This window comes from Polyangium sp. 6x1 (genome assembly GCF_029946515.1).
Classification (GTDB): domain Bacteria; phylum Myxococcota_A; class Polyangia; order Polyangiales; family Polyangiaceae; genus Polyangium.
In genome coordinates, this window is the sequence record NZ_JARZHH010000002.1 from 283,353 (window position 1) to 306,427 (window position 23,075).

4 protein-coding genes are annotated in these 23,075 nt (G+C 69.4%); all 4 read left to right on the plus strand.

All coding sequences use genetic code 11. The features are described from left to right. Positions 1-220 precede the first annotated feature (220 nt). The 4 genes from QHF85_RS04110 to QHF85_RS04125 are packed head-to-tail and all read left to right on the plus strand — an operon-like array spanning position 221 to position 23,074. A complete protein-coding gene (locus QHF85_RS04110) occupies positions 221-8,407 on the plus strand; it encodes a type I polyketide synthase (protein ID WP_281325715.1) in 8,187 nt (2,728 codons plus the stop codon). Then, positions 8,404-13,206, plus strand: a complete 4,803-nt coding sequence (locus QHF85_RS04115) for a type I polyketide synthase (RefSeq protein WP_281325716.1) — start codon at positions 8,404-8,406, stop codon at positions 13,204-13,206. The genes QHF85_RS04110 and QHF85_RS04115 overlap by 4 nt, the downstream gene beginning before the upstream one ends. Then, positions 13,203-19,805 (plus strand): type I polyketide synthase, encoded by a 6,603-nt coding sequence (locus tag QHF85_RS04120; RefSeq protein WP_281325717.1) that lies wholly within the window; start codon positions 13,203-13,205, stop codon positions 19,803-19,805. The genes QHF85_RS04115 and QHF85_RS04120 overlap by 4 nt, the downstream gene beginning before the upstream one ends. Continuing rightward, complete coding sequence (locus QHF85_RS04125; protein WP_281325718.1) at positions 19,802-23,074, plus strand: acyltransferase domain-containing protein; 3,273 nt, start codon at positions 19,802-19,804, stop codon at positions 23,072-23,074. The genes QHF85_RS04120 and QHF85_RS04125 overlap by 4 nt, the downstream gene beginning before the upstream one ends. The last annotated feature ends 1 nt before the right edge of the window (position 23,075 follow it).

Consider the following 23,075-nt stretch of genomic DNA (forward strand, 5'->3'; position numbering starts at 1 on the left):
GCCGCGGTGCGCGCTCGCCGGGGTGGGCGAGAAACGCGCGATGCGGGCTACCTCGTGCGTCGCTTCGCCTCCTCGGGGTATATGCTGCTTCCGGGAGCGCGCCTTGCAGCGCGCTTCGAACGCTCGAGCAGGGTTTGAGGCTTTTCGCGGCACATGAGCACGAAGGACCGCGACGAGGCCGATGGGCGGCCTCCAGGAGACGAGGTCGGGTTACGCGTCGATGACTCCACCCAACGCAGAGAGCCTTTCGGCCTGGCTGATCTCCCGCCTCGCCGAGCTTCGGGGGATCGATCCGCGGACCATCGACCCACGCGAGCGGTTCCATCGCTACGGGCTCGACTCCCTCGGGGCCACGAAGCTCATCGCGGATCTGGGCAAGCACCTCGGCCGTAGCCTCTCGCCGACCCTCGTCTGGGAGCACGCGACGCCGGCGTCCCTGGCGAAGTTCTTGTCGTCGAGCGCGGGTTTGTCCGCGGGGGCCGGTGGCTTGCCAGGCCCCGCGCTCATGCCGCCTTCGTCGCGCGCCACGCCGGTGGGGAACGAGCCCATCGCGATCGTGGGCATGGCGTGCCGGTTCCCCAAGGCGCCGGACCTCGACGCGTTCTGGCGCCTCTTGCGCGACGGCATCGACGCGATCACCGAGGTGCCGCGGGATCGCTGGGACGCGGCAGAGCTCTACGATCCGGACAACAACGCCACGGGCAAGATCAACACCCGCTGGGGCGGGTTCCTCGATCACGTCGACACGTTCGACCCGCAGTTCTTCGGCATCTCGCCGCGCGAGGCGGTGCAGATGGATCCCCAGCAGAGGCTCGCGCTCGAGCTCGCGCTGGAGGCGCTCGAAGACGCCGGGATCCCGCCGCCGTCGCTGAAGGGCAGCCGCACGGGCGTCTTCGTCGGCGCGCTCTTCCTCGACCACGCGCTCCTGCAGGATCGCGCCGGGCGCGAGTCGATCACGGCGCACACGAGCACGGGCGGCGCGTCGTGCATCATCGCGAACCGCATCTCGTATGCGTTTGGCCTCGAGGGCCCGAGCATGACCGTGGACACGGCGTGCTCGTCGTCGCTCGTCGCGATGCACCTCGCCAGCCAGAGCTTGCGCAGCGCCGAGTCGAGCGTCGCGATCGTGGGCGGCGTGAGCTTGATGCTCGTGCCCGAGACGACGATGGGCTTCACGAAGCTCAACGCGATGAGCCCCGACGGCCGCTGCCGCGCCTTCGACGCGCGCGGCAACGGCTACGTCCGCAGCGAGGGCGCGGGGCTCGTGATCCTGAAGCGCCTCTCGGACGCGCTGCGCGACGGCGACCGCATCTACGCGGTCGTGCGCGGCAGCGCGGTGAACAACGACGGCGCGAGCAACGGCCTCACGGCGCCGAACCCGCACGCCCAGCAGTCGATGCTCAGGGACGCTTGCCGCGCGGCCGGCGTCGCGCCGGCGGACATCCAGTACGTCGAGGCGCACGGCACCGGCACGCCGCTCGGCGATCCGATCGAGGCAGGCGCGCTCGGGGCGGTGATCGGCGGCGAGCATCCGCCGGATCAGCCGCTCTACATCGGGTCCGTCAAGACGAACGTCGGGCACCTCGAGGCGGCCGCGGGGATCGTGGGGCTCATGAAGGTGGCGCTCGCGATGCACCACGACGCGCTGCCGCCGAGCCTGCATTACGAGTCGCCGAACCCGAACATCGACTTCCTTCGGCTGAACCTGCGCGTCGTCACGAAGGTCGAGCCCTGGCCTGCGTCCGAGGGCGCGCTGCGACGCGCGGGCGTGAGCTCGTTCGGCTATGGCGGCACGAACGCGCACGTGATCCTGGAGAGCATGGCCCGCTCGACGGCGAGCGTCGCGCTGATCGAGGCGGGGGCTCCGGAGGCGATGGGCGCCTCGATCGGGCTCGCGCTCGAATCGATCCGCGGCGAGGAGGTGATCGCCGGGCGGGTCCTGCGCGGACCTTCGTCGGGCGTGGGCCAGCGGCTCGCGGTCGTGGCGAGCACGAAGAGCGGCCTCGAAGCGCGGCTCGTCGAGGCGCGGGGCGGCGCGGAGGGGCGCGGAATTTTCCGCGGCGCGGCGCGTGGCTCGCGTCGCGTCGTGTGGGTCTTCTCGGGGCAGGGGTCGCAGTGGGCGGGGATGGGTCGATCCCTCGTGCTGTCGGAGCCGAGCTTCCGCGCGGCGCTCACGCGTTGCGATCGGGTTCTCGGGCCGCTGCTCGGCTGGTCGGTGCTCGACGAGATCATGGCCGGCTCGCCGCGCGTCGCGGCCGATCGCATCGACGTCATGTGGCCGGTGCTCTTCGCGTTCCAGGTCGCGCTCGCGGAGCTGCTCTCCGACCTCGGCCTCGAGCCGGGCGCGGTGATCGGCCACAGCATCGGCGAGGTCGCGGCGGCGCACGTCGCGGGCGTGCTCTCGCTCGAGGACGCGGCGCGGGTCATCGCGCATCAGGCCATGCTCGTGCAGCGCTCGGCGGGCCAGGGGATGATGCTGCTCGCGGGCGTCGGCTGGGACGAGGCGGAGTCGATCGTCGCGTCCTCGGGCGGCCGCATCCACAGGGCCATCGCCGCGAGCCCGACCACCACGGTCTTCTCCGGGGACGGCGGCGCGCTCGTCGGCCTCGCGGCGTCCTTTGCTTCGCGCGGCGTCTTCGCCCGCCCGGTCAACACGGGCGCCGCCGTGCATGGGCCGCAGATGGCCTACCTCGTCGACGAGCTGCCGCCCCTGCTCGCCGGTCTTCACCCCATGAGCGCGCGTGTCCCGGTCGTCTCGGGCCTCGCGGGCGAGCGCATCCGGGGCGAGGACCTCGACGTCCCGTACTGGTCGCGGCAGCTCTGCGAGCCGGTCCGGTTCGCGAACGGCATTCAGCGCCTCCTCGACGATGGGCTCGCGGTCTTCCTCGAAGTCGCGCCGCACCCGATCGTCAAGCATGCGATCGAGGAGTGCATTCGCCACGTGGACAAGCAGGCCACGGCGGTCGCGGTGTCGGCGCTCTGGCGCAACGAGGACGAGGGCCGATCGATCCGCGAGGCCGTCGGTCAGCTCTTCGTGCACGGCGCGAGCGTGATGGATCGCCGGACCGAGTCCGACGCGACCGAGATGGGCCACGTGCACCTCTTGCCCCTCTCGGGCCAGACCGAGGCGGCGATGCGGGACGCGGCGCGGCACCTCGTCCAGCACATCGAGAAATCGAGCGAAATCGCGCTGCGGGACGTCTGCTACACGATGAGCGTTCGTCGCGCGCACCACCGCACGCGCGGGGTCGTCGCGGCGCGGAGCCGGGCGGAGGTGCTCGATGGGCTGCGCGCGCTCGCCGACGGCCGCGAGCATCCCCTGGCGCGCGCGGGCACGGTGCCGATCGTCGGCCGGCGCGGCCTGGTCTTCGTGTTTCCGGGGCAGGGCTCGCAGTGGGTCGGCATGGGCCGCTCGCTCTTCGTGCAAAAGCCTGTCTTCCGCGAAGCGATCGAGGATTGCGACGCGGTGATCCGGCGCGCGGCGGGCTTCTCCGTCATCGAGGAGCTCCTCGCCGACGAGACGCGCTCGCAGCTCGGACGCATCGACGTCGTGCAGCCCATGCTCTTCGCGATCGAGGTCGCGCTCGCCGCGCTCTGGCGCGCGTGGGGCGTCGAGCCCGACGGCGTCATCGGCCACAGCATGGGCGAGATCGCGGCGGCGCACGTCGCGGGCGTGCTCTCGCTCGACGACGCGGCGAAGGTCATTTGCCGCCGGAGCAAGCTGCTTCGTCGCGTCGCGGGTCTCGGCGCGATGGCGCTCGTCGAGCTCGCGATGGACGAGACGGAGCGGGCGCTCGTGGGCTACGAGGACCGGCTCAGCGTCGCGGTGAGCAATGGCCCGCGCTCGACCGTGATCTCGGGCGAGCCGGCGGCGCTCGACGAGGTCGTCACGAAGCTCGAGGGGCGCGGGGTCTTTTGTCGCCGCGTGAAGGTCGACGTCGCCTCGCACAGCCCGCAGATGGACGTCCTGAAGCAGGACCTCTCGACCGCGCTCGCTGATCTCCGGCCGCGGGCGGCCAAGATCGCGATGCGCTCGACCGTCACGGGCGATCTCGTCGCGGGCCCGGAGCTCGACGCGTCGTACTGGGTGAAGAACCTCCGCGCGCCCGTCCTGTTTGGCAGGGCCGTCGCGAAGGCCGTCGAGGAGGGACAAACCCTCTTCGTGGAGCTCAGCCCGCACCCGATCCTCTTGCATTCGATCGAGGAGACGCTGCGCGCGCTTTCGAAAGAGGGGGCGGCCATTGCGTCGCTCAAGCGCAACGAGGACGAGCGCCATTGCCTCGTCGACGCGCTCGGCGCGCTGCACGTGAAGGGCCATGAGCTCGCGTGGGGCAAGCTCTTCCCGCGCGGCGGCCGGTGCATCACGCTGCCCGCCTATCCTTGGCAGCGCGATCGGTACTGGCTGTCCGACGAGGTGAAATCGCGGATATCGCCGTCGCGGTCGTGGCTCGCGCACGTGGCGCACCAGGATCCCGCGGCGCACCCGCTGCTCGGCGCGCCGCTCCAGCTCTCCGTCGAGCCCACCCTGCATTTCTGGGAGCAATCGCTGAGCACCACGGCGCTGCCCTACCTCGCGCATCACCGCGTGCAGAACGACCCGATCTTCCCTGGCGCGGGCTACGTGGAGATGGCCCTGTCCGGCGTCGCGGAGGTGCACGGCAAGGTCTCCGTCGCGCTCGAGGAGGTCTCCTTCGATCGGATGCTCCCGGTCGGCAAGGATCCGGATCGGCGCGTCCAGTTCGTCCTCGTCGACGAGGAGCCGGGGCGCGCGTCGTTCCTGGTATCGAGCCGCGAGGCGGGCGCGACGACGTGGACGCGGCACGCGGCGGGCAAGGTACGGACGGGCGTGGGAGCGCCGGGGGCCCGGATCTCGCGCGAGCGTCCTCGTGTGCTCCAGGCGCGTTGCCCGACGATGCTCGACGCGGAGTCCTTTTATCGCCGCATGGAAGAGGGCGGGCTCTTTTATGGTCGTAGCTTCCGCGGCCTCGAGCAGATGTGGCTCGGCACCGAGGAAGGGCTCGCCCGCGTCTTCTTGCCGGCCGACGTCGCGGTGAGCGCGGACCAATATCAGGTCCACCCGGCGCTGCTCGACGCGTGCTTCCAGACCCTCGTGGGCGTCCACGTCGCCACGGAGACGGAGCCGCTCGGCACCTACGTGCTCTCCGGCATCGATCGAATCCGGCTCCATCGCACGCTCGGTCAGGAGGTATGGGTCCACGCGCAGCTCCACGCGAGCGACGACATGTCGAACCCCGCGGGGGACGTCTACGTCATCGACGCGGATGGCCGGGTGCAGGCGGAGGTGCAGGGCCTGCGCATCAAGCGGCTGGAGAGCGGGAAATCGGCGTCGGCGAACGCGCTCGACGATGCCATTTACGCGATCGAGTGGCGCAAGAAGGACCTCGACGGCGAGTCCATGCGGATCAAGCCCGCGGGCAACCCGGGCGCGTGGCTGTTTTTCGTGGACGAGGGCGGAACGGCGGCGTCCATGGCGTTTCTCCTGCTCGCGCGGGGTGAGACGTGCGTGCGGGTTCGCGTTGGCAGCCGGTTTGCTCGCCTCGAAGCGGGCCTCTTCGAGATCGACCCGACGAACCCGGAGCATTACCAGCGCGTCCTCCGCGAGGCGTTTGGCCGCGAGGTCCATTGCCGCGGCATCGTCCATCTGTTCGCGCTCGACGCGACCCCGTGGGAGCGGACCACGAACGACACGATCGAGCGTGACGTCGAGCACGGCTGCCTGAGCGCGCTTTACCTGGTCCAGGCCGTCCTGCGGCAGGGGTGGCGCGACATGCCGCGGCTCTGGCTCGTCACGCGCGGCGCGCAGGCCGTGCTCTCGTCGGGGATGCCGCTGTCCATCGCGCAATCGACGCTCTGGGGGCTCGGCCGCACGATCGCGCTCGAGCACCCGGAGCTCGAGTGCACGCGCATCGACGTCGATCCGAGCCGCAGCGCCGACGAGGCCTCGGTCTTGCTCCGCGAGATCGCTGTGCGCGACCGCGAGGATCAGGTCGCTTATCGCAAGGAGGGCCGGTTCGTCGCCCGGCTCGTGCACAGCTCGTTCGACGCGATCGGGGTTGTCAAGGCAAACGTGCCGCCCGAGCCGGCGAATGGAAGGCCCTTCCGGCTGGAGAGCCTCGAAGTGGGGGTCCTCGATCAGCTCGTGCTCCGCGAGGCGCCGCGTCGTCCGCCGGGCCCAGGCGAGGTCGAAATCGAGGTCGAGGCCGCGGGGCTCAATTACGTCGACGTGATGCAGGCGATGGCGGTCTACCCGGGGATGACCGGCGACGCCGGCACGCTCGGCCACGAATGCGCGGGCCGCATCATCGCGCTCGGCGAGGGCGTCGAGAACCTCACCGTGGGACAGGAGGTCGTCGCGTTTGCGCCCGGCTCCTTCGCGTCGCACGTGACCACGCGCGCCGTGTTCGTGGCGCCGAAGCCCGCGAAGATCGGCTTCGCGGAGGCCGCGTCGCTCCCCGTGGTCTTCATGACCGTCTATTATGCGCTCAATCGATTGGCGCGCCTCGGCCACGACGAGCGTGTCCTCGTGCATACGGCGACGGGCGGGACGGGCCTCGCGGCGATCCAGATCGCGCGCGTGCTCAAGGCCGAGATCTTCGCGACCGCCGGCAGCGAGGAGAAGCGGGCGTACCTGCGATCCATCGGCATCGAGCACGTCATGGATTCCCGCACGCTCTCGTTCGTCACCGAGATCATGGAGAGCACGGCCGGGCAGGGCGTCGACGTCGTGCTCAATACGCTGACCGGCGATGCGCGCACGCGGAGCCTCGAGCTGCTCGCGCCTTATGGCCGCTTCGTCGAGCTCAGCAAGCGCGACATCTACGAGAACAACCAGCTCGCGATGACGCCGTTCCGGCGGAGCGTCTCGTTCGCGTCGGTCGACCTGCCTGGCATGTCCGTCGAGCGGCCTTCGCTCCTCGGATCGCTGCTGAACGAGGTGATGCAGCTCTTCGAAATGGGCATCTTCCAGCCCTTGCCCGTGAAGGTCTTCCCGGCGTCGGAGGCGAATGCCGCGTTCAAGCTGATGTCCGAGGCGAAGCACATCGGCAAGGTCGTGCTCGTCATGAACGAGCCCTCGGCCGCGATTTTGCCCGCGGAGCAGCCGCGCCCCGGCATTCGGCCCGACGTGTCGTATTTGATCACCGGCGGCTTCGGTGGCCTCGGGCTCTCGCTCGCGCAGTGGATGGTGGATCAGGGGGCACGGCACCTCGCGCTCGTCTCGCGTCGCGCGCCTTCGACCGCGGCGCGCGAGGCCATCCGGACCATGGAAAAGGCCGGCGCGCAGGTCCTCGTCGTCGAGGCGGACGTCGCGCGGGAGGACCAGGTCGCGGCGCTGCTGGCGCAGATCGACCGCGCCCTGCCGCCGCTTCACGGCGTCGTGCACGCGGCCGGCATCCTCGACGATCGGACGCTCCTCGAGCTCGACGAGGAGCGATTCCGCCGCGTGCTCGAACCGAAGGTCGCGGGCGCGTTCAACCTGCACGCGCGCACCCGGGACAAGCCGCTCGATTTCTTCGTGCTGTATTCGTCCGCCGCCTCGCTCCTCGGGGCGCCGGGCCAGGGCAATTACGCGGCGGCCAATGCTTTCCTCGACGCCCTCGCGCACGCGCGCCGGCGCGCCGGTTTGCCCGCGACGAGCATTCACTGGGGGCCGTTCTCGGACGTCGGCCTCGCGGCCGCGCAGGGCAATCGTGGCCAGCGGCTCTCGCATCGGGGCATCGAGAGCCTCACGCCGCAGCAAGGCCTCCTCGCGTTCGGCCGCTTGCTCGAACGATCCCCGGCCGAGGTCGGCGTCCTGCGCCTCGCCGTGCACCAGTGGCTCGAATTCTACCCGCAGCTCGCGGGCAGCCCCTTCTGGTCCGAGCTGCAGCGCGACCCGAAACATGCGACGGATCGTCCGGCCCCGTCGAGCCGCGTCTCGTTCCGGGGCTTGCTCGAGCGCAGGCCGGCGCCGGAGCGGCTCCCCATGCTGGAGAAGCACATCCTGGAGCACGTGGGCCAGGTGCTCCGGCTCGATATCGGGCGCATCGACCGGCTCGCCTCGTTCACGAGCCTCGGCATGGACTCGCTGCTCAGCCTGGAGCTGCGCAATCGGCTCGAATCGAGCCTCGGCGTGCGACTCTCGGCCACGCTCCTGTTCACGTATCCGAACCCGGCGTCGCTCGCCGATCACCTTCTCGATCGAATGAGCCTTTCGCCCGGGAGGCGCCCGACGGACACGTCGCCCCCGTCCCTCGCTGCGCCGCGCGCGGAGCGCTCGTCGGCGCTCCCGGCCAGGCCGAGTGAACCGATCCGGGTGCAATCGCCCCGGCACATAACGCAGTCGGAAGCCGATATCCTGCTCGAGCTCGAGGAGGAGCTGGCTCGCTCGGAGGATTACCTCTCGTGACCACCAGACGTCCCGATGCCCCGTCGAGCATGACGACGCAGCACGACGACGATGCCCCGCCGGCGTCGGGGCTCTCGTCGATGCAGCGCGCGATCATGACGATCCAGAAGATGCGCGCGAAGATCGAGAACCTCGAGCGCGCGCGCGTCGAGCCGATCGCGATCATCGGAATGGGATGTCGCTTCCCCGGCGGGGCGAACACCCCGGAGGCGTTCTTCGAGATTTTGAAGGAGGGCGTCGACGCGATCACCGAAGTCCCCCCCGAGCGATGGAAGCTCGCGTCGGATCATTCGACGGATCCGGAAGCACGCGCGGTGCGCTGGGGCGCGTTCCTGCGCGACGTGGACCTCTTCGACGCCCGATTTTTTGGCATCTCTCCGCGTGAGGCATCGAAGATGGATCCCCAGCAGCGGATCCTGCTCGAGGTCACGTGGGAGGCGCTCGAGCGCGCCGGGCAGGTCCCCGAGCGGCTCGTCGGGAGCCGCACCGGGGTTTTTCTCGGCATCATGAACAATGATTATGCCGAGCTCTCCGCGGTCGCCGGGGCGGAGCAGGAGGACGCGTACACGACGACGGGAAATGGCCATAGTTTTCCCGCCGGGCGGGTCTCGTACACCTTCGGGTTCCAGGGGCCGAGCGTCGCGATCGACACGGCCTGCTCCTCGTCGCTGGTCGCGATTCACCTGGCCTGCCAGAGCCTGCGCACCGGAGAGTGCAACCTGGCGGTCGCCGGCGGCGTCAACCTGATGCTCGTGCCCTCCACCACGCGCAAATATGCGAAGACGCAGGCTCTTTCGCCCGACGGACGTTGCAAGTCATTCGACGCGACGGCGAACGGCTTCGTCCGGGGCGAGGGGTGCGGGATGCTCGTGCTGAAGCGATTGAGCGACGCCGAGCGTGACGGGGATCCGATCCTCGCGGTCGTTCGTGGATCGGCCGTCAACCAGGACGGCCGATCCACGGGGCTCACGACGCCGAACGTGCTCGCGCAGCAGGCGATGTTGACCCAGGCGCTCGAGAGCGCCCGGGTGGCGCCGTCCGACATCGGGTATGTCGAGACGCACGGGACGGGGACGTCGCTCGGGGACCCGATCGAAATGGACGCGCTCAAGGCCGTGCTGGGCGGGCCTCGGCCCGAAAACTCGCCGTGCGTGCTCGGGGCGCTCAAGACGAACATCGGGCACCTGGAGGCGGCGGCGGGGGTCGCGGGGGTCATCAAGACGGTCCTCGTGCTCCAGAACGCGACCATCCCGAGGAACAACCATTTCCGGACGCTCAACCCTCGCATTCAGCTCGACCGGACGTCCTTCGTGATACCCACGGCGACGAGCCCCTGGCGCGGGCGGATGAAGCGCCGGATCGCCGGCGTGAGCTCGTTCGGCATGAGCGGGACGAACGCGCACGTCGTCGTGGAGGAATGGCCCGCGAGCGCGGAGGAGGACCTCACGCCGGAGCCTTCGGCGTATTTGCTGCCGCTCTCCGCGAAGAGCCCCGAGGCGCTCCTGGAGCTCGCGGGGGCCTATCGCGATTCCCTCGCGACCTCGCAGCCCGACGTGCGGATGCGCGACGTCGTGTACACGGCGAGCCAGCGGCGGGCCCATTTCGAGCATCGCCTCTCGGTCGTGGGCGGCAATCGGGAGGAGACGATCCGGAAGCTGGACGCGTTTCTCCGTGGGGACTCGGCCCCGGGGCTCGTGACGGGAAAGTCGACGCCGGCGCGGGCCAAGGTCGTGTTCGTCTTTTCCGGGCAGGGCTCGCAATGGCTCGGCATGGGGCGCAAGCTCTATGAAGAGGAATCGGCATTTCGATCGGTCATCGATTCTTGCGACGCGCTCATGACCCCGCGGCTCGGATGGAGCCTGCTCGACGAGCTCGATACGACGGAGTCGATGTCGCGGCTCGGCGAGACCCAGGTGGCGCAGCCGCTCATCTTCGCCATTCAGGTCGCGCTCGTGGAGCTGCTCCGGTCCTGGGGCGTCGCGCCGGACGCGGTCATCGGGCATAGCGTCGGCGAGATCGCCGCTGCGTACATTTCGGGAATTCTTACCCTCGACGAGGCCGTCCGGCTGGTCGCCATCCGCGGGCGGATCATGCAAAAGGCGAGCGGCATCGGGAAGATGGTGTCGGTCGCGCTCGGGGTGGAAGCGGCGCGCATGGCGATCGCCGGGTACGAGGATCGCGTCTCGATTGCCGCGGTGAACGATCCGGGCTCGGTCGTCCTCGCAGGGCAGGCCTCGACCGTGGACGAGATCACGACGAAGCTCGAGCGGGAGGGCGTATCCTGCCGCGCGTTGCGGGTCAATTACGCGTTTCACAGCCCGCAGATGGAGCCGCTCGCGAAGGAGCTCGTCGACCGGCTCGTGCGCGTCGATGCGCGCCGGGCGACGTTGGCGATGTACAGCACGGTGCTCGCGGAGTGCGTCGAAGGGAAAGAGCTCGACGTGCGGTACTGGGGCCGGAACGTGCGGGAGACGGTCGATCTCGCGGGCGCCGTCAGCGCGGCGATTCACGACGGATATCAGCTCTTTCTCGAAGTGGGGCCGCACCCGGTGCTCGCCGAGAACGTACGGCAAATCCTCGCGGCGAAGAAAGCGGATGGGATCGCGGCGTTTACCCTGCGGCGAAACCAGGACGATCGACGGGCGCTGCTCGAGGCCGCGGGGGCGCTGTACACGCGCGGTTGTTTTCCGGAATGGGCGCGGCTCGCGCCGGGCGGGGCCAAGTGCGTCCCGATGCCGACGTATCGGTGGCAGCGGGAGCGATACTGGCTCGACCTTCCGAACGCGCCGTGGGGCGCCGTCGCGAAGCGGGAGGAGGTGGCGAGGTCGCGGCCCGATCCGCTGGACGCTTGCGTGCACGCGGTGGAATGGCGCAAGGTCGACGCGGGGACGCGGGGCGTCGAGGAGGGCGGGCGCCCTCTGGCGGGCCCCTGGTTGATTTTCGCCGATTCGGCCGGCGTGGCCACGGCGCTCGCTCGGCAGCTCGACGTGCTCGGCGAGCCCTCGATCCGGGTGGTCCCGGGGGAGCGATACGAGAGCATCGAGCCCGGGATGTACCGCATCGATCCAGGCCATCGGGACGGGTATCGGCAGCTCCTTCGCGACGCATTCGGGAAGGGCACGAAGTGCCGCGGTGTGATTCACCTTTTCAGCCTGGATGCCGCGCCGTGGGACCGGACGACCGCGGAGACGCTCGACGCTGATCAGCGCCACGGGAGCCTGAGCGCGGCGTTCCTCCTCCAGGCGATCCTCCAGTACACCTGGCGCGACAAACCGAAGCTTTGGCTCGTCACGCGGGGAGCGCAGCACGTCCCGGGGCAGCAGAGAGGGGTATCCGTGTCGCAAGCGCCGCTCTGGGGTCTCGCGCGCACGGCCAACCTCGAGCACCCGGAGCTCTCGTCCGTGCTCGTGGACCTTCCCCCCGAGCCTTCGGACGACGACGCGGGGATGCTTCTCCGTGAGCTTGGCGCGCGTGATCAGGAGGACCGCGTGGCGCTGCGGCCGGAGGGGCGATACGTCGCCCGGCTCGTGCGCAGCTCGTTCGACAATGCCCCGCCGCGCGAATTCCGGTTCCGCGAGGATGCCGTGTATTTGATCACGGGTGGGCTCGGCGGGCTCGGGTCGATGGTCGCCCGGTGGATGGTGACGCAGGGCGCGCGGCATCTCGCGCTGGCGGCCCGGAGCGAGCCGAATGAAGCGGCGCGTGACGCCATCCGGACGATGGAGGAGGCCGGGGCGCGGGTGCTCGTCCTGCGGGCGGATGTTTCGCGACCGGACGATGTGGCAGCGATGCTCGAACAGATCGACCGAGCGGGGCTCCCCTTGCGCGGCGTCGTGCATGCGGCCGGCGCGGCGGGCGACAAGAAGCCCTTGCTGGACGCCGGCGAGCAGGAGCTATGGGCCGGGCAAGCGGCGAAGACGCGGGGCGCGTGGAACGTGCACAAGGCCACCCTCGATCGCCCGCTCGATTTTTTCGTGCTGTATTCGTCGGCGTCCGCGGTCCTCGGTTTGTCCGGGCACGCGGGTTATTCGAGCGCGAATGCATTCCTCGACGCGCTGGCCGAGGCGCGCTCGGCGAGCGGCGGGGCGGGGATGAGCATTCAGTGGGGCGCGTTCGCGGACGCGGGACTCGCGGCTCGCGAGGGACGCGGGGAGCGCATGGCCGCCGCGGGGATGGGCGCGCTCAAGCTCGAGGAGGGGCCGCGCGCCCTCGGGCGCCTGCTCGAGCGCCCGCGGGCCTCGATCGGGATCTTTCGGCTCGACGTGCGTCAATGGCTCGACGTGTTTCCTCAGGCGGCGTCGTCCGCGTTCTGGTCCGAGGTGCGGAAGAAGGGAGCGCCCGCGGAGACGGACAAGGTGGACGAGGCCAGCGCGCGGCTTCAAAAAGTGCTGGCGGGCGCGACGCCCCTTGCGCGGCGCGCGCTGCTCGAAGCGCACGTCCGGGAGCAAGTGGCGCAGGTGTTTCGCATGGAGCCTGCGAGGATCGACACGACCGCCCCATTCGCGACCATGGGAGCGGACTCGCTCATCAGCCTGGAGCTGAAGAACAATTTGGAGCGCAGCCTCGGCCTCCGCTTGCCCGCGACGCTCCTTTTCACCTATTCGACGATGGCCGTCCTCGTCGAGCATTTGCTCGTGAACATCACGCCCGAGGTCGAGGAGAAGGAAGCTCCGCGCGTGCCTGATACCCTGAGGCCAGGGCCGATGCCGGAGGAGCCTGCGAGGGCGCCCATCGACGACGACGATCTCCTTGCCCATTTCGACGCGACGATGCAATCGTTCAAGGAGAAAAAACGGTGAGTGGTCCCTCGCTGGACGAGTATCGAACGCGGCTGCGCGAGGCGTTGGGAGTCATCAAGCAGCTTCAATCGGAGCTCCAGCAGGTCGATCAGACGAAATCGGAGCCCATTGCGATCGTAGGGATGGCCTGCCGCTTGCCAGGCGGCATCGGGGATCCGGACGCCTTGTGGAGGGCGCTCCGGGAGGGCGTCGATGTCGTTCGAGAGATCGAACGGTGGCCGGAGGACGCGATCCCCGGCGCGAAGCAGGGCGTGCGCTGGGCGGGGCTGCTCGACGACATCGAGACGTTCGACCCGGGTTTTTTCGGGATCTCGCCGCGTGAAGCGGAGCGCCTGGATCCTCAGCAACGCCTCCTGCTCGAGGTCGCCTGGGAGGCGCTGGAGGACGCGGGGCAGCGCCCCGACCGCCTCCTCGGCAGCCGCACGGGCGTTTTCATCGGGCTGACGACGCTCGATTACCAGGAGCGCGTCAAGGCCCTCGGCGCCGGCGCCGTGGACGCCTATTGCCTCACGGGGAACCTCTCGTGCACGGCCGCCGGAAGGCTCTCCTTCGTGCTTGGCCTCCAGGGCCCGTGCATTTCGACGGACACGGCGTGCTCGTCGTCCCTCGTCTCGGTGCACCTCGCGTGCCATAGCCTCCGGACGGGGGAGAGTGATCTCGCGATTGCAGGCGGCGTCAACGTCATTTTATCGCCTTCCGTGATGGCCATGCTCGCCGAGACGCGGGCGCTCTCGCCGGACGGTCGATGCAAGACGTTCGACGCTTCGGCGAACGGGTACGTCCGCAGTGAGGGCTGTGGAATCTTGGTCCTCAAGCGCCTCTCGGACGCGCAGAGGGACGGCGATCGCATCTGGGCGCTGATCCGTGGGTCCGCGGTGAACCAGGATGGTCGTTCGACCGGGCTCACGACCCCGAACGTGCTCGCGCAGGAAGCCGTGCTCACGCAGGCGCTCGCGAATGCGCGCGTATTGCCCGAGGAGATCGGGTATGTCGAGGCGCACGGGACGGGGACGTCGCTCGGCGATCCGATCGAGATGGACGCGCTCGCGAAGGTGTTCGGACGCCCGACCGGAGGCGGGGCGCCGCTCGTCGTCGGTGCGCTCAAGACGAACCTCGGGCACCTCGAAGCGACGGCGGGCGTGGCGGGTCTCATCAAGACGACCCTGATCCTGAACCACGGCGTCATCCCGAGGAACAATCATTTTCGCACGCTCAATCCGAGGATCGTCCTGGATCGGACGAGGATTACCGTCGCGGCCGAGGACCGCGTGTGGCCACGTGGAAATGTGCCCCGCCGCGGCGGCGTGAGCTCGTTCGGGATCAGTGGAACGAACGCGCACGTGATCCTGGAGGAGCCGCCCGTCGAGGAGGCGAGGGCAGCCGGGAGGGAGGCGTCCGCATACCTGCTCCCGCTGTCGGCGAAGAGCCGAGAGGGCCTTGTTGCAATGGCGCGTTCGTATGGGGAATGGTTGACCCAAACGAACGATGTCTCGCTGGCCGACATGGTGTACACGGCGAGCGTGCGTCGAACGCACCACGCGCATCGGCTGTCGGTGGTGGGCGGGACGCGTGAGGAGCTCGGAAAGCGTCTATCCTCGTATGCGCGAGGCGAGGCGCCGGCGGGCGTGGTGCAAGGTCGTACGTCGGCGGAGGGTCGACCGAAGGTCGTCTTCGTGTTTCCGGGCCAGGGCTCGCAATGGCTCGGGATGGGGCGAACGCTGTGGGAGGAGGAGCGAGCGTTCGGCGCCGCGCTGAAGGAATGTGATGCGGCGATCCGCGAGGAGGCGGGCTTCTCGGTGGTGGAGGAGCTGTTCGCCGAGGAGGGGCGGTCTCGACTCGCGGAGATCGACGTGGTGCAGCCGGTGCTGTTCGCGATCGAGGTGGCGCTGGCGGCGTTGTGGCGCGCGTGGGGCGTGGAGCCCGATTGCGTGGTGGGCCATAGCATGGGCGAGGTGGCGGCGGCGCACGTGGCAGGCGTGTTGACGCTCGGGGACGCGGCGAAGGTGATCTGCCGGCGGAGTCGGCTGCTTCGTAGAATCAGCGGGAAGGGGGCGATGGGGCTCGTCGAGCTACCGATGCCGGAGGCCGAAGCGGCGATCGCCGGCTACGAGCGCGTGCTCGGAGTCGCGGTGAGCAATGGGCCGAGGTCGACGGTGTTATCGGGGGATCCCGGCGCGCTGGAGGAGGTGCTGGGAGCGCTGGAGAAGCGAGGGGTGTTTTGCCGGCGCGTGAAGGTGGACGTGGCGTCGCACAGCCCGCAGGTGGAGCCCTTGCGCGAGGAGTTGCTGGCGGCATTGCGGGACGTGCGGCCCGGGGAAGCGCGCACGGCGATGCGGTCGACGGTGACGGAGGGCGCGCTGAAGGGGGGTGAAGCGACGGCATCGTACTGGTGGGACAACCTGCGGGAGCCGGTACGATTCTCGCAGGTGGCGCGCGCGCTGATGAACGAGGGGCACGCGTTGTTCGTGGAGATGAGCCCGCACCCGATTCTGCTGCCGTCGGTCGAGGAGAACCTCGAGGAGGCGAAGGTGGAGGGTGCAGCGATTGCGTCGTTGCGACGGCATGCGAAGGAGGTCGAAAGCATGCTGGAGGCGCTGGGGGCGCTGCACGCGCGCGGGTATCCGGTCGACTTCACGAAACGGTTTCCGGACGGAGGCCGGGTGGTCGCGCTGCCCCGGTATGCGTGGCAGCGGGAGCGGTTCTGGGTCGAGACGCCTTCGAGCCCACGAGCCGTTCGTGGACAAGGGGTTCATGCATTGCTCGGCGCGGGGATCGTACCGGCGTCACAACCCGAGATGCATCTCTGGGAGCAATGGATCAGTACGGACGCGCTCCCCTACCTCGCGGACCATGAAGTGCAGGGCGAGGTCGTCTTCCCGGGGGCCGGTTATGTCGAGATGGCCCTCGCGGCCGCGGCTTCCGTCTATGGCGAGGGCGCGGCCCGGATCGACGCGCTCGAGTTCGAGCGAATGCTCGCGCTGCCCCGAGGCGGGGAGCGGCTCGTGCAGGTGTCCGTCGTCGAGGAGGGCGGGGGCCGCGCGACGCTTTCGGTGTCGAGCAGGCCGGAAGGTTCGAAGGAATGGGTGCGGCACGCCAAAGGGGGGCTTCGCGTGGAGGCGGCTCCGGCACAGGCGCCGGCAATGGATTCCCTCGACGACGTGGAAAAGCGTTGCCCGGAGGTCGTGGAGAAGGCGACGCATTACCGGCAAATGGAGGCGCGGAGCCTGTCGTATGGCGAAAGCTTCCAGGGGGTGCAGCGGCTGCGGATCGGCAAAGACGAGGTCGTGGCGCGCGTGCAATTGCCGGAGGCGGCGGGCGCGAACGTGGGGGATTACCTCGTACACCCCGCGCTCCTCGATGCGTGTTTTCAGGCGGCGGGCCCGTCGCTTCGTTCCTTGATGGGAGAAGGGACGTTCGTCCCTGTCGAGGTGTCTTCCGTCCGCGTGTACGAGCGGCCCGGGCGTGAGGTATGGGTGCACGGCCGGGTCGTGAGGGAGCCGGGGCAGGTCGATCCGGTGCTATCGCTCGTGATCCGCAATGGAGCGGGGCGAGCTGTTGTCGAGGTCGGCGCGCTGCGATTGCAGCGGCTCGTCGAGGCGGACAACCCCTCGCAAGACCCGTTTGCCGATTGTGTCTTCGAGCTGTCCTGGCAGAGGAAGGACGCCGTCGAGGGGGTCGAGCCGCCCGCCGGCGCGTGGCTCGTCTTCGCCGATGGCCACGGCTTCGGCGCGACCCTGGCCGAGCGGCTCCGTGCGCGAGGGGACACGTGCGTGGAGGTGAGGGCCGGGGAGGGATACGCGCGGACGTCGGAGCGGCAGTATTCCCTGGATCCCCAGAACCTCGCGCAATGGCAGAGGCTCCTCGGCGAGGCGTTAGGCAAGAGCGCCTGCCGAGGCGTGATTCATTGTGCGTCGCTCGACGGCGCGAGGTTTGGCGAGACGACCGAGGCGACGCTGGAGGCGGACCTGCGGCGCGGCGCATCGAGCTTGTTGCGGCTCGCGCAGGCGATCCTTCGCCAGGGTTGGCGAGACATACCGCGGCTCCACGTCCTCACGCGCGCCGCGCAGGCCGCGGGGACGGGGACGGGCTCGCTGTCCTTCGCGCAATCCGCGGTGTGGGGGCTTGGTCGTGTCATCGCGATGGAGCAGCCGGACCTCGGGTGCGCGCGAATCGATTTGCCGCCCGAGGCGCTCGCGAACGAAGTGGACCTCGTGATGCGCGAGCTTTTCGCGGGTGGTGACGAGGATCAGGTGGCGCTGCGGCCGGAAGGCAGATACGTGGCGCGCCTCGTCCGAGGACGCCTGGGGAACGAGGCTTCCGAAAAGCAGGAGCCTGCGGCCGGGCGTCCCTACCGCCTGGAGAGCCGCGAGCCTGGTGTGCTCGACCGGCTCTGCCTGAGGCCCATGGATCGCAGACCGCCGGGCCCTGGGGAGGTCGAAATCGAGGTCGAGGCGGCGGGCCTGAATTTTCTCGATGTCCTGCTGGCCCTCGGCGCGCTCCCGGATGACGTCGCCGGGAATCGCGAGCGAGGTCCCCGGCTGGGTGTGGAGTGCGCCGGGCGGATCGTGGCGCTCGGCGACGGGGTCCTCGATCTCGCCCTCGGGCAAGAGGTGATCGCGCTGTCGTCGTCGGCCATGGCGACGCATGTGACGGCAAAGCGGCTCCTCGTCGCGCCGAAGCCGGCTTCTCTCGGCTGGGAAGAGGCCGCGGCAATGCCGGTCGTCGCCTTGACGGCCTATTATTCACTCGCCCATGTCGCTCGCCTCCGGAAGGGGGAGCGCGTGCTGATCCACGCGGGCGCGGGCGGGGTCGGAATGGCCGCGATTCAATGGGCGCGGCACGTCGGCGCGGAGATCTTCGCGACGGCCGGGAGCGAGCCGAAGCGGGCGCTCTTGAGGGCCATGGGCGTCCACCACGTCATGGATTCACGCTCGCTGTCGTTCGTCGCGGATGTCGAGCGAATCACGAAGGGCGAAGGGGTGGATGTCGTCCTGAACTCGCTCTCGGGCGAATTCATCCAGGCGAGCCTCGGGCTGTTGCGAGATCACGGCCGATTCGTGGAGATCGGAAAGCGCGATTATTACGAAAATCGCCCGCTCGGGTCGAGGCCCTTCCTGAAGAACCTCTCCTTCTCGCTCGTCGATCTGCGGGGAATGATGTTCAATCGCCCGGAGGTGGTGGCGTCGTTGCTGGAGGAGCTCGCGCCCCTGCTCGCGTCGGGCGTCGTGGGACGCATTCCGTTCCAGGCTTTTCCCGCCTCCAAGGCCGCGGATGCATTCGCGTGGATGGCGCAAGGGAAGCATACCGGCAAGCTCGTGCTTTCGATGCGCGACCCCGACGCGCGGCTCTCCGTCCCGGTGCGCCGGGGCGGAGCGGCGCCGCGATCCGATGGGACGTACCTCATCACGGGTGGCCTCGGAGGCCTGGGCTCGTCCCTCGCGGAATGGCTCGTGGAGCGGGGAGCCAGGCACGTCGCCCTCATGGGCCGCGGAGCGCCGAGCGAGGCGGCACGAAGAGCGATCGAGAAGATGCAGGAGGCAGGCGCGGACGTGCGTGTCCTCCGCGGCGACGTGTCGCGCCGCGCGGACGTCGACGCCGCAATCGCAGAGATCGAGCGTGAAATGCGTCCGATTCGAGGTGTGGTGCACGCCGCGGCGGTGCTCGACGACCGCACCGTCGTCGAGATGACGGAAGAGCAATTCTGGAATCCGTGCGCGCCCAAGGTGTTCGGCGGGTGGAACCTGCACGAGGCGACCCGTGGGCGGGATCTCGATTTCTTCGTGGCGTACTCGGCGGCGGCAGGCCTGCTCGGTTCGCCGGGGCAGGCGAATTACGCGGCGGCGAACACGGCGCTCGATGGGCTGTGTCAGGCGCGCGCGGCGGAAGGTTTGCCCGGGACGAGCATTCAATGGGGGCCTTTCGCGGAGGTGGGGCTCGCGGCGGCGGAGGCGATCCGGGGCAAACGAATCGCGTCACGCGGAACCGAGAGCTTCAAGCCCGCGGAGGGGAACGAGCTCTTCGGTCGGGTGCTCGGGCGCCCGCGGCCCGAGGTGGCGCTGATGCGCCTCCACGTGCGGCAATGGGTGGAGTTTTATCCCCAGATGGCAGGGGCCCCGTTTCTCTCGGAGCTCACGGAGGGAAATGGTACGAGCGCCGTCCGAGGGGGAAAGGAGGGCATGTTCCGCGACGTGGTGCTGGCAGCGGCGCCGCACGCGCGGGCAGGTCTATTGGAGGCCCATCTGGCCGAGCAACTCGGCCGTGTGCTGCGGCTGGATCCCGGGCGGATCGACAAGCGCGCGCCCTTCACGAGCCTCGGAATGGATTCCCTGCTCAGCCTGGAGCTGCGCAATCGCCTCGAAGCGAGCCTGGGGCTGAAGCTGTCGGCCGCGCTTTTGTTCACCCACGCGACGACGGTCGCGCTCGCGGTCCATCTCCTCGATCGCCTCGTCCCGCCCGTGGCGCCGACGGGCGAGGGCGCGGCTGCGCAGGTCTCGGGCGAGGCGAGGGACGAAGGGCCCGCCGAGGATACGCCCCTCGACGATAGCGATGAATCGGCGCTCCTCGACAAACTCGAATCCCTGGAGGAGTACCTGCGATGAGCAACGGAGCCGGCTCGGAGGATCCCGCGCGTCGAGACCCGGCGCGAAGCGAGGCGACTCCTCTCCAGCGGGCGATCGCCGCGCTCGAGAAGATGAAGGCCCGCCTCGACGCGATGGAGCGCGCGGCGAACGAGCCCATCGCCATTGTGGGAATGGGGTGCCGCTTTCCCGGCGGAGGCGACGGGCCCGAGGCGTTCTGGGAGGCGCTTGGCAAGGGAGTCGACGCCGTCCGCGAGATCCCGGCCGATCGCTGGCCGAGCGACGCGATCCCCGGGGAGCGACCGGAGGCGCGCTGGGCTGCATTGCTCGACGACGTCGCGGGTTTCGACGCGGCGTTCTTCGGAATCGCGCCGCGCGAGGCGGAGAGCCTGGACCCGCAGCAGCGCTTGTTGCTGGAGGTGTCGTGGGAAGCGCTGGAGGACGCCGGGCAACGTCCGGATCTGCTGCTCGGCAGCCGCACCGGGGTCTTCATCGGTCAGTGCAGCAATGATTATCAGCAGCTCGTGCTCGACGCGCGCGCTGGCGCATACGATGCGTATTGCGCCACGGGGAACATGCTGAGCACGTCGGCGGGGCGGATCTCGTTTTTCCACGGCTTTCAGGGGCCGGCCTTGACGATCGACACGGCGTGCTCCTCGTCTCTCGTGGCGATCGCGCAGGCGAGCCAGAGCCTGCGCGCGAGGGAGAGCGATCTCGCGCTGGCCGGGGGCGTGAGCGTGATCTTGTCGCCGCGCATCATGGCCATGGCCGTCGAGACGCAAGCGCTCTCGCCGGATGGCCGCTGCAGGACGCTGGACGCCCGGGCGAATGGCTTCGTTCGAGGCGAGGGCTGCGGGCTCGTCGTGCTGAAGCGGCTCTCGGATGCATTGCGCGACGGGGACCGAATTCGCGGGTTGATCCGCGGCTTCGCGGTGAACCAGGACGGCCGCTCGACCGGCTTGACGGCGCCGAACGTGCTCTCGCAGCAGGCGATGTTGCGGCAGGCGCTGGAGCGAGGCCGTTTGTCGCCCGCGGATGTTGGGTACGTCGAGATGCATGGGACGGGGACGTCGCTCGGGGATCCCATCGAGGCGGAGGCGCTGCGAGAGGTATTCGGCGAGCCGAGGGCCAATGCGTCCCCGTGCGTGCTGGGGGCGGTGAAGACGAATATCGGACACCTGGAGGGGGCAGCCGGCGTGGCGGGCCTCATCAAGGTCGCGCTATCGATGGAGCACGGGCAGATCCCGATGAACCTGCATTTCCGGAGGTTGAACCCGCGGATCTCGTTCGACGGCACGCCGCTCGTCGTTCCGACGGCGCCCGTCACGTGGCCGCGTGGAGCCGTGCCCCGCCGCGGCGGCGTGAGCTCGTTCGGGATCAGTGGAACGAACGCGCACGTGATCGTGGAAGAGGCGCCCGTCGAGGAGGCGAGGGCAGCCGGGAGGGAGGCGTCCGCATTCCTGCTCCCGCTGTCGGCGAAGAGCCGAGAGGGCCTTGTTGCAATGGCGCGTTCGTATGGGGAATGGTTGACCCAAACGAACGATGTCTCGCTGGCCGACATGGTGTACACGGCGAGCGTGCGTCGAACGCACCACGCGCATCGGCTGTCGGTGGTGGGCGGGACGCGTGAGGAGCTCGGAAAGCGTCTTTCCTCGTATGCGCGAGGCGAGGCGCCGGCGGGCGTGGTGCAAGGTCGTACGTCGGCGGAGGGTCGACCGAAGGTTGTTTTCGTGTTTCCGGGCCAGGGCTCGCAATGGCTCGGGATGGGGCGAACGCTGTGGGAGGAGGAGCGAGCGTTCGGCGCCGCGCTGAAGGAATGTGATGCGGTGATCCGCGAGGAGGCGGGCTTCTCGGTGGTGGAGGAGCTGTTCGCCGAGGAGGGGCGGTCTCGGCTCGCGGAGATCGACGTGGTGCAGCCGGTGCTGTTCGCGATCGAGGTGGCGCTGGCGGCGTTGTGGCGCGCGTGGGGCGTGGAGCCCGATTGCGTGGTGGGCCATAGCATGGGCGAGGTGGCGGCGGCGCACGTGGCAGGCGTGTTGACGCTCGGGGACGCGGCGAAGGTGATCTGCCGGCGGAGTCGGCTGCTTCGTAGAATCAGCGGGAAGGGGGCGATGGGGCTCGTCGAGCTACCGATGCCGGAGGCCGAAGCGGCGATCGCCGGGTACGAGCGCCTGCTCGGAGTCGCGGTGAGCAATGGGCCGAGGTCGACGGTGTTATCGGGGGATCCCGGCGCGCTGGAGGAGGTGCTGGGAGCGCTGGAGAAGCGAGGGGTGTTTTGCCGGCGCGTGAAGGTGGACGTGGCGTCGCACAGCCCGCAGGTGGAGCCCTTGCGCGAGGAATTGCTGGCGGCATTGCGGGACGTGCGGCCCGGGGAAGCGCGCACGGCGATGCGGTCGACGGTGACGGAGGGCGCGCTGAAGGGTGGCGAAGCGACGGCATCGTACTGGTGGGACAACCTGCGGGAGCCGGTACGATTCTCGCAGGTGGCGCGCGCGCTGATGAACGAGGGGCACGCGCTGTTCGTGGAGATGAGCCCGCACCCGATTCTGCTGCCGTCGGTCGAGGAGAACCTCGAGGAGGCGAAGGTGGAGGGTGCAGCGATTGCGTCGTTGCGACGGCATGCGAAGGAGGTGGAGAGCATGCTGGAGGCGCTGGGGGCGCTGCACGCGCGCGGGTATCCGGTCGACTTCACGAAACGGTTTCCGGACGGAGGCCGGGTGGTCGCGCTGCCCCGGTATGCGTGGCAGCGGGAGCGGTTCTGGGTCGAGGCGCCTTCGAGGCGCGCGCAGGTCTTTCAGGCGCCCCTTGGCGCGGCGATCGAGCCCTCGCCTGCGGAAGGGCAGGCCCACGAGGCGAGCGCCAAGCCTGACCTCGTTGCGACATTGCTCTCGGCGCCGCCGATGGAGCGAGAGCGCCTGCTCGAGGAGCACGTCGTCGAGCAAATGGGCAGGGTCCTGCGGATCGAAGCCACACGAATCGATACCTCCGCGGCCTTTTCGAGCGTGGGGATGGACTCGCTCATGGCGCTCGAGCTGCGCAGGCGGCTCGAGGCGAGCCTCGGGGTCAAGCTCTCGGCGACGCTCGCCTTCGCCTACCCCACGCCGGCGAAGCTCGTCGAGTATCTGCTTGAACGGCTCGAAGCCGCGGGCGTCGAGCAAAACGCGGTGGAGCCGGTCGTGGGCGAAATGCGAGCGGAGCCGGTCGCGGGCGCGGAGGAGCCGGAGGCGAGCGACGACATCGAGGCAAAACTCGAAGCCAAGCTCGCGGCGTTGCAAGGGCTTCTCGATTGAG